Annotated in this window: 20 protein-coding genes; 12 read left to right on the plus strand and 8 right to left on the minus strand. The window is 70.3% G+C overall.

The genetic code is table 11. From position 1 onward, the window contains the following. Positions 1-15: 15 nt before the first annotated feature. Positions 16-531 (minus strand): hypothetical protein, encoded by a 516-nt coding sequence (locus tag ACWFR3_RS16785; RefSeq protein WP_453735314.1) that lies wholly within the window; start codon positions 529-531, stop codon positions 16-18. Positions 532-617: 86 nt separating this feature from the next. Between ACWFR3_RS16785 and ACWFR3_RS16790 the strand changes: the two genes are divergently transcribed. The 3 genes from ACWFR3_RS16790 (at position 618) to dgoD (ending at position 3,300) form a co-directional block, all read left to right on the plus strand. Continuing rightward, entirely contained in the window at positions 618-1,118 is a 501-nt protein-coding gene (locus ACWFR3_RS16790) for an N-acetyltransferase family protein (protein ID WP_453735315.1), read from the plus strand. Between the two features lie 158 nt (positions 1,119-1,276). Then, a complete protein-coding gene (locus ACWFR3_RS16795; protein WP_453735316.1) occupies positions 1,277-2,053 on the plus strand; it encodes an SDR family NAD(P)-dependent oxidoreductase in 777 nt (258 codons plus the stop codon). 101 nt (positions 2,054-2,154) lie between these two features. Then, on the plus strand, positions 2,155-3,300 hold the full coding sequence (gene dgoD, locus ACWFR3_RS16800) for a galactonate dehydratase (protein ID WP_453735317.1): 1,146 nt from the start codon (positions 2,155-2,157) through the stop codon (positions 3,298-3,300). 39 nt (positions 3,301-3,339) lie between these two features. On the opposite strand, the gene ACWFR3_RS16805 is transcribed toward dgoD, so the two are convergent. Beyond that, on the minus strand, positions 3,340-3,792 hold the full coding sequence (locus ACWFR3_RS16805) for an Lrp/AsnC family transcriptional regulator (protein WP_453735318.1): 453 nt from the start codon (positions 3,790-3,792) through the stop codon (positions 3,340-3,342). Positions 3,793-3,903: 111 nt separating this feature from the next. Between ACWFR3_RS16805 and ACWFR3_RS16810 the strand changes: the two genes are divergently transcribed. Beyond that, positions 3,904-4,524, plus strand: a complete 621-nt coding sequence (locus ACWFR3_RS16810) for a LysE family translocator (RefSeq protein ID WP_453735319.1) — start codon at positions 3,904-3,906, stop codon at positions 4,522-4,524. Between the two features lie 57 nt (positions 4,525-4,581). Here ACWFR3_RS16810 and ACWFR3_RS16815 read toward each other — a convergent pair whose 3' ends face one another. Next, positions 4,582-5,139 (minus strand): GNAT family N-acetyltransferase, encoded by a 558-nt coding sequence (locus ACWFR3_RS16815; RefSeq protein WP_453735320.1) that lies wholly within the window; start codon positions 5,137-5,139, stop codon positions 4,582-4,584. A 152-nt stretch (positions 5,140-5,291) separates the two neighbouring features. Between ACWFR3_RS16815 and ACWFR3_RS16820 the strand changes: the two genes are divergently transcribed. Next, positions 5,292-5,843 (plus strand): TetR/AcrR family transcriptional regulator, encoded by a 552-nt coding sequence (locus tag ACWFR3_RS16820; protein WP_453735425.1) that lies wholly within the window; start codon positions 5,292-5,294, stop codon positions 5,841-5,843. A 31-nt stretch (positions 5,844-5,874) separates the two neighbouring features. Beyond that, positions 5,875-6,546, plus strand: coding sequence for an ankyrin repeat domain-containing protein (locus ACWFR3_RS16825; RefSeq protein WP_453735321.1), 672 nt, complete (start codon positions 5,875-5,877; stop codon positions 6,544-6,546). A gap of 24 nt (positions 6,547-6,570) precedes the next feature. On the opposite strand, the gene ACWFR3_RS16830 is transcribed toward ACWFR3_RS16825, so the two are convergent. Continuing rightward, a complete protein-coding gene (locus ACWFR3_RS16830; RefSeq protein WP_453735322.1) occupies positions 6,571-7,173 on the minus strand; it encodes a response regulator transcription factor in 603 nt (200 codons plus the stop codon). Beyond that, positions 7,170-8,333, minus strand: a complete 1,164-nt coding sequence (locus ACWFR3_RS16835) for a sensor histidine kinase (protein WP_453735323.1) — start codon at positions 8,331-8,333, stop codon at positions 7,170-7,172. Before ACWFR3_RS16835 ends, ACWFR3_RS16830 begins: the two co-directional genes overlap by 4 nt. Before the next feature lie 298 nt (positions 8,334-8,631). Here ACWFR3_RS16835 and ACWFR3_RS16840 point away from each other — a divergent pair, with 298 nt between their 5' ends. The 3 genes from ACWFR3_RS16840 to ACWFR3_RS16850 all read left to right on the plus strand — a co-directional run bounded on the left by ACWFR3_RS16840 (position 8,632) and on the right by ACWFR3_RS16850 (position 12,309). Beyond that, positions 8,632-9,516, plus strand: a complete 885-nt coding sequence (locus ACWFR3_RS16840) for an ABC transporter ATP-binding protein (protein WP_453735324.1) — start codon at positions 8,632-8,634, stop codon at positions 9,514-9,516. Positions 9,517-9,553: 37 nt separating this feature from the next. Next, positions 9,554-10,273 (plus strand): ABC transporter permease, encoded by a 720-nt coding sequence (locus tag ACWFR3_RS16845; protein WP_453735325.1) that lies wholly within the window; start codon positions 9,554-9,556, stop codon positions 10,271-10,273. A gap of 74 nt (positions 10,274-10,347) precedes the next feature. Further along, positions 10,348-12,309 carry a PE-PGRS family protein gene (locus ACWFR3_RS16850; protein WP_453735326.1) on the plus strand — a complete coding sequence of 654 codons (1,962 nt, stop codon included), beginning with the start codon at positions 10,348-10,350 and terminating at the stop codon, positions 12,307-12,309. A 32-nt stretch (positions 12,310-12,341) separates the two neighbouring features. On the opposite strand, the gene ACWFR3_RS16855 is transcribed toward ACWFR3_RS16850, so the two are convergent. After that, positions 12,342-13,121 (minus strand): NAD(P)H-dependent oxidoreductase, encoded by a 780-nt coding sequence (locus ACWFR3_RS16855; protein WP_453735327.1) that lies wholly within the window; start codon positions 13,119-13,121, stop codon positions 12,342-12,344. Between the two features lie 194 nt (positions 13,122-13,315). Continuing rightward, positions 13,316-13,858 (minus strand): MarR family winged helix-turn-helix transcriptional regulator, encoded by a 543-nt coding sequence (locus tag ACWFR3_RS16860; protein WP_453735328.1) that lies wholly within the window; start codon positions 13,856-13,858, stop codon positions 13,316-13,318. 118 nt (positions 13,859-13,976) lie between these two features. Between ACWFR3_RS16860 and ACWFR3_RS16865 the strand changes: the two genes are divergently transcribed. Further along, a complete protein-coding gene (locus ACWFR3_RS16865) occupies positions 13,977-15,476 on the plus strand; it encodes an MFS transporter (RefSeq protein WP_453735329.1) in 1,500 nt (499 codons plus the stop codon). Positions 15,477-15,488: 12 nt separating this feature from the next. Here the strand turns inward: ACWFR3_RS16865 and ACWFR3_RS16870 are convergent, their stop codons facing one another. After that, the gene (locus ACWFR3_RS16870; protein WP_453735330.1) at positions 15,489-16,505 is read right to left on the minus strand and encodes a LacI family DNA-binding transcriptional regulator; all 1,017 of its coding nucleotides are present in this window, start codon (positions 16,503-16,505) and stop codon (positions 15,489-15,491) included. Between the two features lie 280 nt (positions 16,506-16,785). Here ACWFR3_RS16870 and ACWFR3_RS16875 point away from each other — a divergent pair, with 280 nt between their 5' ends. Beyond that, a complete protein-coding gene (locus tag ACWFR3_RS16875; protein WP_453735331.1) occupies positions 16,786-18,153 on the plus strand; it encodes an extracellular solute-binding protein in 1,368 nt (455 codons plus the stop codon). A gap of 104 nt (positions 18,154-18,257) precedes the next feature. Next, positions 18,258-19,166, plus strand: a complete 909-nt coding sequence (locus ACWFR3_RS16880) for a carbohydrate ABC transporter permease (RefSeq protein ID WP_453735332.1) — start codon at positions 18,258-18,260, stop codon at positions 19,164-19,166. The last annotated feature ends 2 nt before the right edge of the window (positions 19,167-19,168 follow it).

The following is a 19,168-nucleotide window of genomic DNA, read 5'->3' on the forward strand; positions in this document are numbered from 1 at the left end:
CCGTGTGGGATGCCGTCAGTGATCCACATTCCATACGCCGGGCAGATCACCGCCGCAGAAGACACAGACGAAGTCGGCCTCGCGCACGATGTTGTGCTCCCGGCAGCCGGGACAACGCCGGAACACCACCTCGTGCGTAAAGCCGGACGGCCGTCCGAGCCCCGCACGGTCGAGGGCCCGGCACACCGACGGCCATGAGCTGACGTCCGGGCAGTAGCCGGTCGACTGGTTGCTGACGTCGTCCACGACCCAGCGGTCCGCCTCGCGGGTGAAGCCGATCTCGCCCGCGCTCAGGACCGACTCGCCCTCGGCGCAGGCCACATGCTCGCTCCGGCGCGGCGCCAGCCGCAGCACGCCATCAGTGCCGACGACAAAGGTGAAAGGCTCCGCCAGCTCCGCCGCGGACTGCTCGGCGACCCAGCCGCCGAAGTCAGCCGTCGAGCCGATCCGGCGGCCACCGCTGCCGGGCCGGATCGCGGCCTTCAGATCGGCCGGCCCCACATACCGATAGGTCCGCTCCCGAACGCTCACGTGAGCCAACGTAGAACACGCCCGATACTGGCCGGTACCGAGAATTGGCGTAGCGGCGTGGCCGGTCCCGATGACAGACTTCGCCGATGATCGACGACCTTCCCGGTGGACTGACGGCACGACACCTTGTCGAGGACGACCATCAGCGGGTGCTCGCGGTGACGGACACGTGGTGGGGCGGCCTGAAAGGACAGGCGGGCGCGTTGGAGCGTGCGCTACTCCTGCCCCGCCTCTACTTCCAGCACTTCACCACCACCAGCTATGTGATCGAGCGCGACGGAGGCCAGCTCTCGGCCTTCCTGGTCGGTTTCCTGTCGCAGAGCGAACCCGACGCCGCCTACGTGCACTTCGTCGGCGTCGACCCGCAACTGCACGGACAGGGCATCGGACGCTCCCTCTACCGGGCCTTCTTCGCCCTCGCCGAATCACACGGCCGCCGTTACGTGCACTGCATCACCAGCCCGCAGAACACCGCGTCGCGGTCCTTCCACACCCGTCTCGGTTTCACGGCCTCGGCGGTGAAGCCCGACTACGACGGCCCCGGACTCGACCGCGTGACGTTCACCATCGACCTCGCCGCGAGCTGAGGGCGGGGGACGCGACCTGAGGACGCGGCACGGACAGAGCCCCGCCCGACATGATTCGGGGGTGATCGGGTGTTGGCGGCGGCATGTCGGGTGATGGTTAATGGCGTGCGGGGGATGTCTGTTGCCGTGTGTGCCGGTAGCGAGGGCGGGAGTTGTCTGTGAGTGGTGAGTCGGTGGATTCCGGGCAGCGGTTCGGCGGGCGTTGTGTGGTGGTGAGCGGGGGAGCCCACGGGATCGGCGCGGCGACGGCCCGGCGGCTCGCGGCCGAAGGCGCCGGGGTGGTGATCGCCGATGTGGACGCCGAAGAGGGCGAGCGCACCGCGGAGGCCATCCGTCAGGACGGCGGGCGTGCGGTGTTCGAGGTGTGTGATGTGGTTGAAGAGGAAGCATGGGCGCGGACGGTGGAGGTCGCCCGCGACCGCTTCGGGCCGGTCTCCGGGTTGCTCAGCAACGCCTACACCGTGCGCGGCGGCGCGGCCGACGCCATCCAGCCGGAGGACTGGAACCGGCAGCTGTCGGTCATGCTCACCGGTGCGTTCCTCGGCGTACGGGCCTGCCTGGACGACCTGCGCGCCACGCGGGGCGCGGTGGTCCTGGTCTCGTCCGTGCACGCCGTCATGGGTCTGCCGGGCCGTCCCGCCTACGCGGCGGCGAAAGCGGGCCTGACCGGCCTGGCACGCCAGCTCGCGGTGGAGTACGCGCCCGGCGTACGGGTCAACGCGCTCCTGCCGGGGCCCGTCCTGACCCGTGCCTGGGACGATATCGGCGCGGACGACCGGGCGCGCAGCATCGAACAGACCCCGGCGGGCCGGCTCGGGCGCCCGGAGGAGGTCGCGGCGAGCGCGGCGTTCCTGCTCAGTGACGAGGCGTCCTTCGTCACCGGGGCCAGCCTCGTGGTGGACGGCGGGTGGAGCGTGTACAAGACGTCCGCCTGAGCCGGGACAGCCCCCCGACGCCGCCCCGAGATCTCCGCCGCCCGCAAGCCCTCATCGCCCCCAAGCCCTCATCTGCCGTGCCGCTCAAGGAGGTTCACGCCATGAAGGTCACCCGTGTCGAGACGTTCTCGGTGCCGCCCCGCTGGCTGCTGTGCCGCGTGGAGACCGACGAGGGAGTGGTCGGCTGGGGTGAGCCGGTGGTCGAGGGGCGCGCGGCCACCGTCCGTACGGCCGTCGAGGAGCTGTCCGAACTCCTCATCGGCAAGGACCCCTCCGGCATCGAGGACCACTGGCAGGTGATGACCAAGGGATCCTTCTACCGGGGCGGCCCGGTCCTCTCCAGCGCGGTGGCCGGCCTCGACCAGGCGCTGTGGGACATCGCGGGCAAGCGGCTCGGGGTGCCGGTGCACGTGCTTCTGGGCGGCCCGGTCCGCGAGCGGGTACGCGCCTACAGCTGGGTGGGCGGTGACAGCCCCGCACACATCACCGAGCAGGTGACCGCCCAGGTCGAGGCGGGCTTCACCGCGGTCAAGATGAACGCGAGCGGCCGCATGAACCGCCTTGCCACCGTCGCCGACATCGACGAGATCGTCACCCGCGCCACCGCGGCCCGCGAAGTCCTCGGCTCCGGGCGGGACTTCGCGCTGGACTTCCACGGCCGTTTCCACGCCGCGAACGCCCGCCAGTTGCTGCCCCACCTGGCGCCGCTCGCCCCCATGTTCGTCGAGGAACCGATCCTTCCGGAGTACGGTCACCTGCTGCCGGGCCTGGTGGCCTCCTCGCCCGTGCCGATCGCCACCGGCGAGCGCCTCTTCTCGCGGCAGGACGTGCTGCCCGCCCTGCAGGCCGGGGTCGCGGTCCTGCAGCCCGACCTGTCCCACGCGGGCGGCATCTCCGAGGTCCGCCGCATCGCCTCGCTCGCCGAGACCTTCGACACCCTCATCGCCCCGCACTGCCCCCTGGGCCCCGTCTCCCTGGCCGCCAGCCTGCAGATCGCCGTCAGCGTGCCCAACTTCCTCATCCAGGAGCAGTCGATCGGCATCCACTACAACACCGGCGCCGACGTCCTGTCCTACCTCGCGGACACCGAGGTCTTCCGCTTCCACCAGGGCCATCTGCTGCGCCCCACCGGACCGGGGCTCGGCATCGAGATCGACGAGAAAGCGGTGCGCGCGGCCGACGACAGCCAGGCGGACTGGCACAACCCGGTGTGGCGGCACGAGGACGGCTCGTTCGCCGAGTGGTGACCTCTCGGCATCTTCGACCCCGTGGAACACCGCCGGCATTCACAGCGGCAGGGCGCGCTCGTTCACCACGTGCTTCATGACGAGCGTGGAGCTCAGCCGCTGCACGCCCGGCAGCGTGGCGAGCTTGTCGTCGTAGAGCCGCTGGAAGGCGGGCAGATCCTTGCTGACGATACGTACGAGATAGTCGGGATCCCCGAAGAGGCGCTCGGCCTGCAGGATCTCGGGGATCTCCGCGAGGGCGTGCTCGAAGGAGGCGACGGTGTCGCGGTCCTCCTGGCGCATGGTGACGAAGACGAGCGCCTCGAAGCTCAGGCCCACGGCGGCCGCGTCCAGGATCGCGCGGTAGCCGCGGATGGCACCGCTGCGTTCGAGTTCGCGCAGCCGACGGTGGCAGGGCGAGAGGCTGAGCCGCACGCGGGCCGCCAGTTCCGTCACCGTCAGACGGCCGTCGTCCTGGAGCTCGGCAAGAATCTTCCGGTCCACATCATCCATGGGGTAGATCCTGCCACCAGAGCGGTCGTAATGGGCAATACTTGGAAACACCTTCGGGCATATCGCAACTAATCTCCTCCTCAGAACCTGTTTGAGAGGGAGAAGCACGTCGTGGCCGTCAGTTCCATAACCGCCTTCTGGGCGGTCTCAGTCCTGCTCATCCTCGTGCCGGGAGCGGACTGGGCCTACGCGATCAACGCAGGGCTCCGCGACCGGTCCGTGGTGCCCGCCGTCAGCGGCCTGCTGCTCGGCTACCTCGCCCTGACCGCCGTGGTCGCCGCCGGAGTGGCGGCCGTCGTGGCGCGCACCCCGTCCGTCCTGACCGCCCTGACGGTCCTGGGCGCCCTTTACCTGGTGTGGCTCGGCGCCACGACACTGGCCAGGCCCGCCGTCGCCGGGACCGGAGCGCAGGACGCCGAGAGCGGGCCGGTGGGGGCCAGGGTCCTCAAGGGGGTGGGGATCAGCGGCCTCAATCCCAAGGCGCTCCTGCTCTTCCTGGCCCTGCTGCCGCAGTTCACCGCCCCGCACGGCGGCTGGCCCCTTGCCGCGCAGATCGGCACGCTCGGCCTGGTCCACACGCTCAGCTGCGCCGCGATCTACCTGTGCGTGGGCGTGCTTGCCCGCACCATCCTGCGGGCGCGCCCCGCGGCCGCGCGCGCCGTCACCCGCGTCTCGGGCGCCGCCATGATCGTGATCGGCGTACTGCTGCTCGTCGAACGCCTCGCGGCCTGAGACGGGTGCCTCACGGCGGTCTGAGACGGGTACCTGATGCCGTCTGCGACGGTTACCTCACGCGGCGTCCGGCTCGCCCTGCCACTCGTGTGCCAGCAGCGACCAGACCTCCATGTCGTGGCGGACCCCCCGGTACAGGGACTGCTCGCGCAGGGTGGCGTCCAGGTGCATGCCCATCCGCTGGGCGACGGCCCGGCTGCGGGTGTTGCCGGCGCTGTTCCACCACTCGACGCGGTGCATGCCGCGCTCACCGAAGGCGTACGCGATCAGGTGCCGGACCGAGGCGCTGATCAGGCCGCGCCCCTCACCCGCGGGCTCGGCCCAGACGCCGATCTCGCAGTTGCCGGTCTTGGCGTCGAACTGCACGAACATCACGCCGCCGATCAGCGTGCCGTCCCGCCAGATCCCGTAGATGCGCCCGGCATCGGCGGCCTGCTTGTCCGCGTAGTTCTGCAGGGTGGCGCGGGCGGACTCCAGATCGGTGGAGCGCGTCGCCCAGGGGATCCACGGGTCGGTGTGGGCGCGGGCCCGGTCGATGTGGGCCAGGAACTCGGCGTCCTGCCAGGGCTCAAGGGTGCGGAGCTCGGCATCGTCGGTCAGCGGTATGGCGTACATGGCTCGTCCTCGGCGGTGGTCCGGCTGGGCGCGCGCGGTGTCGGGCCCAGCGCATCCAGGTACGTAACGAACGTTGGGTATGTACTCTAACCGCTATGACGCCGCCAGCCAGGACCGACCATGACGCCCGCCGGACCGAGGTCTCGCAGGCCGTGTGGCGAGTCCTTGCCGCCCACGGCTTCGGCGGCCTCACCCTGCGCGCGGTTGCCGCGGAGATGGGCGCCACCACCGGCCTGCTCACGCATTACTTCCCCAGCAAGCGCGCCCTCCTGAGACACGCCCTGGAGGTCCTGGACCGGCGCTCGGCCGACCGCCCGCGCCCCGCGGCCGAGCGCGCCGGTCAGGCAGCCGGCCTGGTGATGCTGCGGGCGACGCTGCTCGACATCCTCCCGCTGGACGACGGGAGCGCGGCGAGCAACCGGATCTGGGTGGCCTCCTGGGACGTGGCCCTCGCCGACCCGGAGCTGGCACAGGAGCACGCCGAGCGCTACCGCCGCGCCCGCGAGCGGATGGCCGGGCACGTCGCGGAGGCCGAGCGCCTGGGCGAACTGCCGCCCGGCACACGGACCGAGGACGTCGCAGCGGCGGCCCAGAGCTTTGTCCTGGGGCTGGTCGTCCAGGCACTGTTCGCGCCCCGGGAGTTTCCCGCCGAGCGCCAGATCACCCTTGTCGACGACTACTTGGCGGGTCTGGGGCACCAGTGAGCGGCAGACGGGCCTCGGTTGGCGTGGTCGGATGATCTACGCGGAGCGGATGGAGTGGGACGGCCTCACCGACCACGAGGGGTACAACGACTGGTACCGCAAGGAGCGGGACCTGGTGTCGGACCTGGCCAGGGACGGCAACTGGAACGGCCTGTTCGAGGAGATGAGCAAGGCTCCGGAACGGGTCAACCTCCCGCGGATCGGGTTCCGCAGCGGCTTCGCCCCACTGCACCAAGCGGCCTGGCACGGCGCGGACTTCGCCGTCGTCTCCCGCCTTATCGCGTTCGGCGCCTGGCGCACGATGCGCGCCCGTGACGGGCGGCGCCCCGTGGACATCGCGCGCGACCAGGGCCACACGCATCTCCTTGAGCTTCTGGAGCCGGTCGCGGTGCGGCAGCTCTCCGCTCCGGCGGACGTGCTGGACCGGCACTTCCACGCGTTGCTGCGGGAGAGCACCGGCAACTACTTCGACGAGGTCGAGCACGTGCTGCCGCCGGTCTCCCCCCTGACGGAGCGACCGGCCATGGAGATCTACTTCCGGGTGGTCGGGATGATGGGCGGCTTCGGCTACTGGCTCGACGAGGACGTCCTGCGGGTGAACGCCCGCTCGCGGATGGACGGCGACGACGGGAGCCACTACCGCGTGACCCCCGAGGGCTGGTCCAAGATCGAACGCTACCGAACCCCGCCGCCTCCGGCCTGACGGCGCAGGCCCGGCCGACCGCCGCTAAAGCCAGTCGTGCTCGCGCGCGTAACGCGCCGCATCGTGCCGGGTGCGCGTCTGGGTCTTCTGCATGGCGTTCGAGAGGTAGTTGCGTACGGTGCCCTGCGCCAGGCGCAGGCGAGTGGCGATCTCGGCGACGGAGTAGCCGTCGCCGGTCACGCGCAGCACGTCGATCTCCCGGTCGGTGAGCGGGCAGTCGTCGACCACGGCGAGCGCCGAGACGTCCGGGTCGATCCAGCGCTTGCCCTGGTGCAGGGTGCTGATCACCGACGTGATGTGCGCGGGCTCCGCCGACTTGCTGACGAAACCCTGGACGCCGAGCTTCAGGGCCTTGCGGAGCACCCCCGGTCGGGCATGGCGGGTCAGCATGAGGATCACCTGGTCCGGCTGCGCGCGGCGGATCTCCGCGACGGCGCCGAGGCCGTCCACGCCGGGCATCTCCAGGTCGATGACCAGTACGTCCGGCCGGTGTCGCAGCGTGGCCTCGATCGCCGATGCGCCGTCGTGCGCCTCGGCGAGCACGATGATGTCGCCCTCGAGCGGCAGCAGCGCCGCCAGCGCCTTGCGGAGCAGGGCCTCGTCGTCGGCGAGTACCACGCTGGTCATCGTTCGTCCTCCCGCGCCGCGGCGGGCGGCGAAGTCGTCGACCGGAGTGAGCGGAGTGGGTGGAGCGAGGGGAGCGAGGGGAACTCCGCGGCCGTGAGGAAGCGCCCGTCCTTCTGCTCCACCGTGAGTTCGCCTCCGCTGTCGCCCACCCGTTCCTTGAGGGTGGCAAGGCCGCCGAGCGGGGGAAGGGGCGCCGCCCCCGCGCCGTCGTTGACGATGGAGATGCCCGACTCCGAGAGAGTGATCCGCACCCGCGTGGCCTGCGCGTGGCGCAGGATGTTGGTCGTCGTCTCGCGCAGCACCTGGCCGAACAGCGCGTTGACCTTCTCGTCGGGGTCGGCCTCGCGGTTGACGCGTACGCGGATGCCGGCGGCCTCGAAGAGGTTCTTCGCGTTCTCCAGCTCCGCGGAGAGGTTGAGCCGCCGCTGCGCGTAGGCGAGCTCCTTGGTCTGGGTGATGGTGTCGCTGACCAGAGCGCGCACTTCTCGCAGTTCCTCCTCCACGCGCTCGATGTCGCTGTGCAGCAGCTTCTCGGCCAGTGTGACCTTCAATTTCACCACGTGCAGTGTGTGGCCCTGGATGTCGTGCAGGTCGCTGGCGAAGCGGATGCGTTCGCGGTAGACGGCCAGCTCCGCCTCACGTTCCCGTGACTGCTCGATGGCCTTGTAGAAACGCTGGTTGGCGAACATGAGGACGGTCGCCACGGCAGTGACGCCGGTGGGCAGGAGAACGTACTGGCCGAGCACGCCGGACACGTTGTCCGGTGTCTCCAGGAGTTTCGCCGCGCCCACTGCCGCGATGAAGGAACACAGGGCCAGGGCCGCCACGCCTCGGTGGCGCGGCAGCTGAGAGATGAAGTACGGGCCCACGATCGTGATGCCGTAGCACGCCGTGCGGCTGTCGGTCACCAGCACTCCGACCACCCACACGGCAGCGGTGACGATCAGGCAGGGAAGCACGAAGCGGGCCGTGTCACCCGCCGTCCACCGCTCGACGACCAGCAGGCCCGCCACCACCCCCAGGGTCAGGACGACAGCCTCCCACCAGCTCTCCGTGTCGATCACCACCAGGAGCGCGCCCACGAGGGCGAGCGGCGGGAGGAACGTGGTGAGGTTGACGCCGCGCAGCCGTCCCTGCGTCGTAAGGGCATGCTCGGACATCTCGCGCGTCGCTCGCAGGACCGGCCTCACCGGGCGGGACCCGGCTGCGGGGTGTGCGGGCTGACCATGCGGTCAGCGTAGAGGCCCATGGCGCCGCCTGCCGTCCGCGGCCTGCGTGGAGCATTGGTGTCCATGGGTGTTCTCCGGGATCGGACAGCAGAGTCTCCCCGCAGTATTCGTCCTGCTCCGAGGGCGTCACCAGTGACACCGTGTCATGCCTGCACCCCGAGAAATGTCACGGTGCGGTGGTGACACCACGCCCCTGCCGGGTGAGCGTCCCGGCGGCTGGAATCGATGTATGACCTCGACACCAGTCATCGACGTTGAACGCCTGAACATCAGCTACGGCGACTTCCACGCAGTGAAAGACCTGACCTTCCAGGTGAACAAAGGGGAGCTGTACGCGCTGCTCGGCACGAACGGGGCCGGCAAGACCTCGACCCTGGAGATCATCGAAGGCCACCGCACGGCCACCTCGGGCACCGTGCGGGTCTTCGGGCGCAGCCCGCGCGACCGGCACGCCGTGCGGCACCGGATGGGCATCATGCTGCAGGAGAGCGGCTTCTCCCCGGATCTGACGGTCAAGGAATCGGTCCGGCTGATCGGGAAACTCTCCCGGCGCGCGGACAGGGTCGACCGCGTGCTGAGCATCGTCGACCTCACGCACAAGTCCGGCACCCGGGTCTCCCAGCTCTCCGGAGGCGAGAAGCGCCGTCTGGACTTCGCCACCGCCGTGTACGGCAGCCCCGAGCTGGTCTTCCTGGACGAGCCCACCACCGGCTTGGACATCCAGTCCCGCGATGCTCTGTGGGACGCCGTGGACAAGCTGCGCGAGGACGGTTCCACCGTCGTGCTCACCACGCACTACCTGGAGGAGGCCCAGCAGCGCGCCGATCGGATCGGGCTCATGCACATGGGCGCCTTCCACCAGCAAGGGACCGTCGCCGAGCTGACGCGGACGCTGCCGGCCGCCATCCGCTTCTTCCTTCCGGCCGACGCTCCGGCGCTGCCGCTGCAGGCCACGCGCGAGACGGACGGGGCGTTCCTCATCAAGACCTTCGGCCTGCAGAAGGACCTCCACATCCTGCTCGGCTGGGCGCATGCCAACGCCGTGGAACTGGGGGAACTCCAGGCCGGACCGACGCGGTTGGACGACGTCTTCCGCGCCATCGGCACCGCGTAGCCCCCGTCCGGACCTCCCCAAGCAGAGGACCCTCACGATGCTCTCCATCGCTCTGAGCGAGCTCACCCAGATCTTCCGGAACCGGTTGGTTCTGCTGAACAGTTTCCTCATCCCCGTGGCGGTCTGCGCCTTCTTCGTCTTCAAGCACGAAGCCTTTGCCGACCTGCGCAGCCTCGGATACATCGCGGCCGTGGTGTTGTTCACCGTGACCGCGTTCGGGCTCTACGCCACCGTCGTGACCACGCTGGCCTCGCGCCGCCAGACCCTCTTCCTCAAGCGGCTGCGCTCCACTCCGGCGAGCGACGCCGGCATCCTCTCCGGTCTGGTGCTTCCGGTCACCGTTCTCGGCCTGGTCCAGGTGGCCGCGATCCTCGCCGTGCTCGCCGCGGTCGCGGGAAGGCCGGACAACGTCCTCCTCCTGGCGGCGGCGATCATCTCGACGGTGGTCATGATGCTCGCCCTGGGTCTCGCCACCGCGGGCCTGACGAACTCCCCCGAACACGCCCAGGTGACCACGCTGCCCGTCAGCCTCGGCGCCATCGCCGTGACCAACTGGGTGGCCATCACCGGCACCGAGGAACTCACCCTGCTCAAGCGACTGCTGCCCGGCGGCTCGGCCACCGAACTGGTCCTCAACGCCTGGAACGGCGGCGTCCCCGTGACCGAGTCCCTGCCCCTGCTGCTGCCCACACTGAGCTGGGTCGTCATCTCGGTGGCCCTGGCCTCCCACCTCTTCCGCTGGGAGCCGCGCCGCTGAGCTCCTCGTCTAGGGTGCCGGGGCCGAAGTGCCGCATGGTGAGTGAACGTGCCGTTGCGGCAGGATGTGTCTCCATGACGGGTGGGAGAGACGAGCTCGCGGAGTTGTTGTGCCGTGCCGGGTTCGAAGTTGTGGGGGACTGTCGGGGCGAGAACGTGCTGCCGCCCCGGGCCGCGTGGCGGTGGATCGGGGCAGGTGGAGTCGGGACTGCTGCTGTCGTACGCGGGGACCGGCCCGACCTGAGCGCCGAGGTCGATGCCCAGTGGTATCGGCTCGCCGTGGGCCTCGGGATCCCGGGCGAGGACGGCGTGTTCCTGATCGATGTCGCCGGGGACTGGACGGGCTGCACGCCCCGGCGTTGGACGCGGGTACGACTCGGCGCCGACTGGGGCCTTGCCGGGCTGCCGGGCGAGTTCGTCGCGCTCTCGATGGACGGGGACGCACTGTTCGGGATTGCCGCCCGGGGTTCGGATGTTGCGCTCATAGCCGTGGACCGAGTGCGGGAGAGGCAGGAAGCAGCCGCCGAGGCGCAGGCCGAGGAGACCCCGCAGGAGCGGGCTGCAGCCTGGGCCTCCCTGTTCGAAGGCGCGACGCCCTCGGCAGAAGTGCGCGGCGCGTGGGCACACGGACTGGCGCGCAATCCCGCCGCCCCTGATGACGTACGGGCCGGTCTGCTGGGCCTTTCCCACCACCTGCTGTGGCAACGGGTGCCGAACGCGGTCGTCGAGGCGGCCATGGCGCATCCCGACTGGAAGGTGCGGTCACTGCTGGCCGAAGTCCACCCCTACCTGACGACCGATCAGTGGAGCCGTCTGATCATGGCCGAGCCGGACACCCGGCGGCGGTGGCTCCTCACCCTGATCGCGGCGGACCGGCGCGCCGAACTCAGCGACTCCGCGTACCGACAGCTCGCCGCCGAACCGTCCGCCCAGATCCGCGAAGAGGCAGCTCGCCTTCCCGCACTGCCCGACCAGCTCCTGGCCGCCCTGGCGGCCGATCCCGAACCGCGTGTACGAGCCGCTGTCTGCAGTGCTGCGTGGCCCCGCCTGAACAGCCCCGCGCGGCAGGCACTCCTCGACGACCCGGACCGCAAGATCCGCACCACCGCGCTGCTGTGGCACCACCGCGAACTCCCGCTTTCCCGGGCCGTCTTCGATGCCGGGGAACTCACCGACGGTGCGGCCGAGACCTGCCGCCTGGAGCGCGACCTCGCCGAACACCTGGCACGACGCGGCGAATTGGGCCAACGCCGCTTCCTCGCACGCAACCCCCACCTGGACCCGGACCTGGTCGCCCTGCTCGCCCGCGACCCCGAGGAGTGCGTCCGCTACGAGGTGGCCCTGCGCCCCGACCTCACCGAGGAGCAGCGCGCGGCCATCCCCATCACCTTCGATCGGGGTGTCCGCGCCCATGCCCTCAGCTGGGTCGAGGAGCTGCATCACGACCCCGCCGCCATGCGCCGTCTGGCCGCCTCCACCCACCCCCTCGTACGCAGAAGCGTGGCGCGCGCCCGGCACCTCCCGCCGGACGTCGTCGAACGCCTCGCCGGGGACGAGGACCGCGTCGTACAGCTCTTCCTCGCCGAATCCTGCGACGACGCACCCGCCGAGATGCTCCTGAGGGTGTGGGAGTGGTGGACCGGCAGCCTGACGGTCCCCGATCGTCCTCACGGCCACCCGAATTTCCCCCGCAGTGATCTCCTGCGCTACGCCGACGACGCGAACCCCCGCATGCGCCGACTGGCGATGGACGACCCGGAGTCGAAGCCCGAGCTGGTGGAGCGGCTCAGCCGGGACCCCAGCGAGGAAGTGCGCTACCGGGCGGTGACCGACCCGCGGCTGACGATCGCGTCGGCGATACGACTGCTCGACGACGCGCACGAGTACGTACGTGGTGCCGCCGCCAGGCACCCGGAGCTGCCCGCGCGGGTGCTGGTCCGGCTTCTGGGGGAGCGGGACACCGCACAAGACGCGGCCCGGCATCCGGCGCTGCCCGTCGGCGTCATGCGGCAGATGCTCCGGCAACTCCAGGGCTGAGGGGCCCGCGTCAGTAGGGCTGAGGTGCCGCGTCAGCGTGCTGCGGCCCGTGTCCGGTGCGCCGCGACGCCCGTGAGGCCGGGTTCGATCTGCGGATGCAGGACGAGCGCGTCGTCGTAGTCGCCGCGGTGCTCGTGGCGATAGGGGAGTGGCTCGGTGAGCGGCAGTGTGCGCAGCCGCTCGCGGAGTTCGGCCGCGCGGGCGCGGTAGCCGGCGGCGTCGAGGCGGTCGGCGCCGTAGACGACGTACGGCGGGAGTGCGTCCATCCCCGTATACCAGAAGGTGCCGTGCAGCAGCGGGAAAAGGACCTCGTCCAGCTGCCCGTGGATCCCGCGCGGACCGAAGCCCGACTCCCGCGCGCCGACGCTGGTGATGACCATGGCGCGTTTGCCGGCCAGACCGCCGTCGCCGTAGCGCAGGGTGCGTCCCGTGTGGTCCTGGAGCCCGAAGGCGAAGCCCTGTACGAGCACCCGGTCGAACCACCCCTTGAGAATGGCGGGCGGGCCGAACCACCACAGCGGGAACTGGAACACCAGCGTGTCGGCCCAGGCGATCTTCTCCTGCTCGGCGCTGATGTCGTCCGTCAACTTGTCCGCGCTGTAGGCGTGTTCCTGCTCGGCGCCGACCAGGAGCCGGTCGGCGCTCTCGCGGTGGAAGTCGCCGGCGTCCACCACGGGTTTCCAGTCCATGGCGTAGAGATCGGACTCGCGGACCTCGTGTCCGAGGCCGCGCAGTTCCCGTATTCCGTCGTCACGCAGGGAGCCGTTGAGGGACTGCGGTTCGGGGTGGGCGAATATCCAGAGAATCTTCATGTCATCGATCCTCCGCCGCGGCCCGGCGGCCGACGAGTGGCCAGATGGCCATGGAGTGCAAGGATCTGGCCACTGCGGGTGGGTGGCCGTGGCTATGGCTACCAGCTGACCGGAAGCTGGTGGATCCCGTGGATGCGGGGCGGGTGCCTGTGCGCCGTCGCGGTCGGCGCCGCGCCGTTTCGGAACCGCGCGGTTCAGGAAGTCCGGTCGCCGGGGGTGCTGGGAGTACTTGGAGTGCCGGGGGAGCCGGACGCCGCCGTGTCCTGTTCCGCGAGGTGGGTGTCCATGGCGGAGTTCAGGTCGGCCATGAACGTCTCGAACTGCTCCAGGAGCCGGGGCGGGTAGTGCGACATCGTGCTGTCGAGGCGGTGGGCGAGCGGGCCGAAGAATTCGTCCGCCCGTTCCTGGATGTGCGCGCCGCTGCGCAGGGTGACGATGCGCCGGTCGGAGTGTTCGCGGGCCCGGGTGATGTGCCCGGCGGCTTCCAGGCGGTTCAGGAGTGCGGTGGTGGCCCCGGTGGACAGCGGGATGCGCTCGCTCAGCCGCGCCGGTGACAGCGGGGTGCCGCGTTCTTCGGCGGCGGCGATCTCCAGGACCGCGGTCGCGTCGGTGGAGTGCAGGCCCAGCCAGGCGGCGAAACGCCGGCTGAGCTCGGCGTAGTGGCCGCCATAGATCCGCAGCGATTCCATCAGCCGCTTACGCTGCGCCGCGACGCCGTCGTGCTCCGCTTCCTTCATGGAGGCCCCTCCGCCTTTCCTTCTCCTGCCGTGCGGTCCGTGCCGACGGCCGCTTTGACAACCTACCGTCCGCACTTTACCTTCACCATAGAATTACTTCACCGTGGAGGTATTGAGCGTGCGTGACCCGTCCCCTGCCCCTGACAAGACCGCCGAGCCCTACCGGTGGCGGTGGCTGATCCTGGTGGTGATGCTCGTCGCGGAGATCATGGATCTCCTGGACGCCTCGATCGTCAACGTCGCCGGTCCCGATCTGGAGCGGTCCCTGGGTGCCTCATCCGCCGGCCTGCAATGGGTGATCGGCGGCTACGCCCTGACCCTGGGTGCCGGACTCGTGCTCGGCGGCCGGCTCGGGGACCGCTACGGGCGGCGCCGGATGTTCCTGATCGGCCTGACCGCCTTCACGCTCACCTCGCTGCTGTGCGCGATCGCGCCGAACATCGAATCGCTGATCGTCTTCCGTCTGCTGCAGGGCACTGCCGGGGCGCTGCTGCTTCCGCAGGGCCTTGGCCTGCTGCGGGAGAACTTCTCCGGGCCGGAGCTCACCAAAGTCTTCGCGATCTTCGGTCCCGTTCTCGGCCTCGGCGGCATCATCGGTCCCGTCCTGGGCGGCTTCCTCATCGAGGGCGACTTCTTCGGCCTGGGCTGGCGCTCGGTGTTCCTGGTCAACCTGCCCATCGGCCTCGCGGCGCTGATCACGGCCGCGAAGTTCGTGCCCAAGAAGGCGGGCGATCGCGCGGTGCGGGTCGACATGGCAGGCGCGGCCCTGGTCGTGGCCTCCTGTGCCCTGCTGGTCCTGCCGCTGAACCAGGGGCAGGAGAACGGCTGGCCGTTGTGGACGTGGCTCTGCATGGCCGCATCGGCGGCCGGGTTCGCCCTGTTCGCCGTGCAGCAGCGCCGTACGGCCGCAGCAGGCCGTGAACCGCTGGTGACCCCGGGGCTGCTGCGCAAGCCCGCCTTCACCGTCGGACTCGGCGGCATCGCCCTGTTCTTCGGCGGGCTGATCGGCACCCAACTCGTGCTGACCCTCTACCTCCAGATCGGCCGGCATTTCACGGCCGGTGACGCGGGACTCGGCAACCTGCCCCTCGCGGTGGGCACCGCGATCGGCGGGGCCATCAGCGGCGCATTCCTCGCGGACAAGATCGGCCGCAGGGTGCTGCAGATCGGTCCGCTGGTCCAACTGCTCGGCGCCGCCGTGCTGTGGTTCGAACTCGACGGCCTCGACGCCGCCTCGTTCTCGATCTGGGACATCGCTCCGGGCGTGGCGGTCGCGGGCGTCGGCGCGGGCATGGTGATCGCCGCCCTGTTCAGCTTCATCCTGGCCGCGGTCGACGACGACGAGATCGGCTCCGCCTCCGGCGTCCTGTCGGCGGTCCAGGCGGTCGGCGGGTCCATCGGCGTCGCGGTCTTCGGCTCGGTGTTCTTCGACCGGGCCGAAACCGGTGACTTCACCGGCGGTTTCCACCGCGCGCTGATCGTCCAGACGTGCCTGCTGGTGGCCTTCTTCGCCATCACCTTCCTGCTGCCCAAGAAGGGCCGCCCCGAGGAGGAGCAGCACGGCGGCGCTCCCCGGGCCGCCGGTGACTCCGGCGCCGAGCGGCAGCTCACCGTGTGACAGCCGGCCGGCTCAGCCGGTCGCGCGCGTGCTCTCCCGCACGACCAGGTCGTACCCCGCGGTCAGCCGGGTGTGCGGTGCCATCGCCCCGGCGTCGATCCTGCGCAGCAGCGCGTCCACGGCCAGTTCCGCGATGCCCCGCTTGTCGGGGGCGATGGTGGTCAGGCTCGGCACGCTGAAGCGGGACTCCTCCACGTCGTCGAAGCCGACCACGGCCAGGTCGCGCGGGACCCGCAGGCCGTGTTCGTGCGCCACCCGCAGCGCACCGGAGGCCAGCAGATCGTTGAAGCAGAAGACGGCGTCCGGCGGGTCCTGGAGGGCCAGCAGCGCGCGCATCGCGGCTGCCCCCTCGGCGCGGGTGAACGCCCTTGTGTCCGGAGCCAGTTGGGGATCGTGGGGAACGCCTGCCGCGTGCAGCGCGGTCAGGTAGCCGTGCATGCGCTGGACCGTGGTGGCGTGCGCGGGGCCCGAGGGCTGGCCGATGACGGCGACGCGGCGCCGGCCCAGGGACAGCAGGTGGTCGGTGGCCTCGCGGGCCGCCGCCGAGTTGTCGATCAGCACGTGGTCGGCCGGGATCTCGTACGACTGCTCGCCCAGGAGCACGAGCGGTACGCGGCCCTCGCGGGCGGCGAGGACCTGCTCGTCGAGCCGCAGCGGGCTGAGCAGAACGCCGTCGATGAGCGGATCGCTCAGCCCGCAGGCGATCCGCAGTTCCTCGTCCGCGCTGCCCCCGGTGTCCTCGATGAGCACGGTGCAGCCGCGCTTCTTGGCGGCCGCGATGACCTCGGCGGCCAGCTCGGCGAAGTACGGCGCGACGAGTTCGGGTACGGCGAGCGCGATGATGCCGCTGCGCCCGGTGCGCAGATGGCGTGCCGAGGCGTTGGGCTGGTAGTCGAGGTCCGCGATGGCGCGCAGGACGCGTTCACGGGTCCGGTCGGCGACTCTGGCCTCGCCGCGGACGACGTTCGACACCGTTTTGATCGATACTCCGGCGCGCTCCGCGACGTCCTTCAGGCGGGTCCCTGCCACGTGTTTCTCCCTCCCCCGACAGCAGCAGCGTACGTCATGGTCCAACGTTGTAACCGGCAGGGTCCGGGGAGGGTTCCGGAAGGTACGTGAACAGGTAATGCATGCCTAGGTGTTGACGCCGTATTGCCAGCTGAGTACAACGTTGTAAACACAGCGAGCGGCCACGAGTCGAGGTTGTCTCCGCTGCGTATTCCAACGTTGTACTCCGTGCGGCTCTGTTTGCTTTATTCGCTTTGTTCGTCGTGTTCGTTCTGTTCGCCCCGTGGAAGGACGCATGCCCATGCGGGACCGCATACCGACCCCGTCGCCGCCCGCCCCGTCCCGCCGCCGTGTGCTGCGCGGCGGACTCGCACTCGGTGCGACCGGCGCCGCCGCGCTCACCGCCACGGGCTGCGGCAGCACCCTGGCCCAGGGATTCACCGGCGGCGCGCCCTCGCCGTCGCGGCTGAACTTCTGGAACCCCTTCACCGGCGGCGACGGCGAGCGGATGCTGGCGATGCAGGACGCCTACCGCGCCTCGCACCGCTCGGTGGACCTGAAGTCGGCGACGTTCCTGTGGGGCAACCCGTACTACACGAAGCTCACCCTGGCCACGCTCGGCGACCGGCCCCCGCAGGCCGCGGTGATCCACCTGTCGAAGCTGCCGACCCTCGCCGAGGCAGGCCTGCTCGGCGAGTTGCACCCCGAGGACCTGGCCCGGCACGGCCTGACCGAGGACAAGTTCGACGCACGGCCCTGGCGCAAGTCCCAGTTCAACGGCAAGCCGCACGCCGTGCCGCTGGACACGCACCCCTTCGTGCTCTACTTCCGCACGGACATCGCCGAGAAGGCCGGACTGCTCGACGGCAAGGGCCAGTTGACGGACGTCGACGGACCCGACGCGTTCATCGACGCGCTGCGTGCGGCGAAGGAGGTCACCGGCGCCTGGGGCGGTTCGATCGCCTCGGTGAAGGACGCCTCTATGCAGTTCCGCATCTTCTGGTCGCTCTACCGGCAGATCGGCGGCGGGGACCTCGTCGCCGACCAGGGCAAGAAGGTGGTCATCGACGAGGCAGCCGCGGCAGAGGCGCTCGCCTACATCCGCCGCCTCAGCGAGGAGAAGGTGATCCCCGCCAACACCGACGGCAAGGGCGCCATCACGCTGCTGACCACCGGCAAGGCCGGCTTCCTGATGGACGGGGTCTGGCAGGCGCTCGCGGTCCAGTCGGCGAAGGTGAAGTTCGACATGCGGCCCCTGCCGCGCATCTTCAAGGACGCGCCCTACGCCTGCGCCGCCGACTCGCACGCCCTGGTGCTGCCCAAGGCCCCCTCCGCGAAGGCCCAACGCGTCGACCTGTCACTGGGGTTCGCCGCGTCGATGCTGCACTCCAGCAAGCTGTGGGCCGAGGGCGGCCATGTGCCGGCCTGGCTGCCGACACAGCGTTCACGCGCGTACAAGGAACTCGTCCCGCAGTCGCACTACGCCGATGCCGCCGACGGAGCCGTCTACGACCCGGCCGCCTGGTACGGCGGCGCGGGAGGCACCATGCAGACCGTGGTGGGCGACGTGGTGACCACCGTGTTCACCGGCGACGCGAGCCCCACCGCGGGCGCCGCCCGGCTGCGCCGCGAGCTGCAGACCCTGGCCTCGCGCCCCGCTCCCGTATGAGCCCCGCTCCCGTATGAGCGGCGCGGCCCGCTGACGACTTCCGCCCAACCCCCCTCGTTCCACCCTCCCTCGGATCCCGTACGCCTTGACCGAAAGGCCGAACCGTGGCCACGACGACCGCTCCCTCCCCGACGTCCAGCAGAGGCGACCGCTGGGCAGGACCGGGGATGCTGCTGCCCTTCGCCCTCTTTTATCTGGTGTTCCTGGTGGGGCCGCTGATCTACACCGTGGTCGCCGGGTTCTTCGACACGAGCCTGCTCAGGAGCGGCCTCGGTGAGTTCACGGGCCTTTCCAACTACAAGGCCGTGCTCGGCGACGCGGAGTTCTGGCGCACCCTGGGCAACACGCTGTGGTTCACGGTCCTGACGACCGTGCCCCTGGTCGTGCTCAGCCTGGTCCTGGCCCTGCTCGCCGACCGGTTCGTACGCGGCCGCTGGTTCTTCCGCTTCGCCTTCTTCGCGCCGTTCGTGCTGCCGTCCGCGGTCGTCTCGCTGCTCTTCATGTTCATCTACGCCGACCAGCTGGGCCTGGCCCAGGAGGCGGTGAAGTGGTTCGGCGTCGACACCCCGCCGTCCTGGCTCGGCGACCCGGACTGGGCGATGCTCTCCATCGCGGCGGCCACGGTGTGGTGGACCGTCGGCTTCAACTTCGTGCTCTACCTGGCCGGTCTGCAGGACGTGCCCCGCGAGGTGCACGAGGCGGCCGCCATCGACGGGGCCGGGCCCTGGCAGCGCATCCGCCACGTGGTCGTGCCGATGCTGGGCCGTACGACGACGCTCGTGACGGTGTTGCAGGTCATCGCCTCGCTGAAGGTCTTCGACCAGATCTACATGATGACCAACGGCGGCCCCGACGGCAGCACACGGCCCTCCCTCCAGCTCATCTACGACACCGGGTTCGTCGAGGGCCGCGTGGGCTACGCCTCGACCGTGTCGCTGCTCCTGTTCGTGGTGATCCTGTTCGTCTCCCTCGTCTGGTTCGCCCTCGTACGCCGTGCCGAGAAGGAGAACTGACC

It is taken from the genome of Streptomyces sp. NPDC055189 (assembly GCF_053606765.1).

Coding starts and splice junctions, on each gene's coding strand:
- ACWFR3_RS16850 (WP_453735326.1), top strand. CDS start 10,348: ATGACGGGTGGGAGAGACGAGCTCGCGGAGTTGTTGTGCCGTGCCGGG.
- ACWFR3_RS16815 (WP_453735320.1), bottom strand. CDS start 5,139: ATGTACGCCATACCGCTGACCGACGATGCCGAGCTCCGCACCCTTGAG.
- ACWFR3_RS16845 (WP_453735325.1), top strand. CDS start 9,554: ATGCTCTCCATCGCTCTGAGCGAGCTCACCCAGATCTTCCGGAACCGG.
- ACWFR3_RS16840 (WP_453735324.1), top strand. CDS start 8,632: ATGACCTCGACACCAGTCATCGACGTTGAACGCCTGAACATCAGCTAC.
- ACWFR3_RS16805 (WP_453735318.1), bottom strand. CDS start 3,792: ATGGATGATGTGGACCGGAAGATTCTTGCCGAGCTCCAGGACGACGGC.
- ACWFR3_RS16790 (WP_453735315.1), top strand. CDS start 618: ATGATCGACGACCTTCCCGGTGGACTGACGGCACGACACCTTGTCGAG.
- ACWFR3_RS16825 (WP_453735321.1), top strand. CDS start 5,875: ATGATCTACGCGGAGCGGATGGAGTGGGACGGCCTCACCGACCACGAG.
- ACWFR3_RS16860 (WP_453735328.1), bottom strand. CDS start 13,858: ATGAAGGAAGCGGAGCACGACGGCGTCGCGGCGCAGCGTAAGCGGCTG.
- dgoD (WP_453735317.1), top strand. CDS start 2,155: ATGAAGGTCACCCGTGTCGAGACGTTCTCGGTGCCGCCCCGCTGGCTG.
- ACWFR3_RS16835 (WP_453735323.1), bottom strand. CDS start 8,333: ATGTCCGAGCATGCCCTTACGACGCAGGGACGGCTGCGCGGCGTCAAC.
- ACWFR3_RS16830 (WP_453735322.1), bottom strand. CDS start 7,173: ATGACCAGCGTGGTACTCGCCGACGACGAGGCCCTGCTCCGCAAGGCG.
- ACWFR3_RS16875 (WP_453735331.1), top strand. CDS start 16,786: ATGCGGGACCGCATACCGACCCCGTCGCCGCCCGCCCCGTCCCGCCGC.
- ACWFR3_RS16855 (WP_453735327.1), bottom strand. CDS start 13,121: ATGAAGATTCTCTGGATATTCGCCCACCCCGAACCGCAGTCCCTCAAC.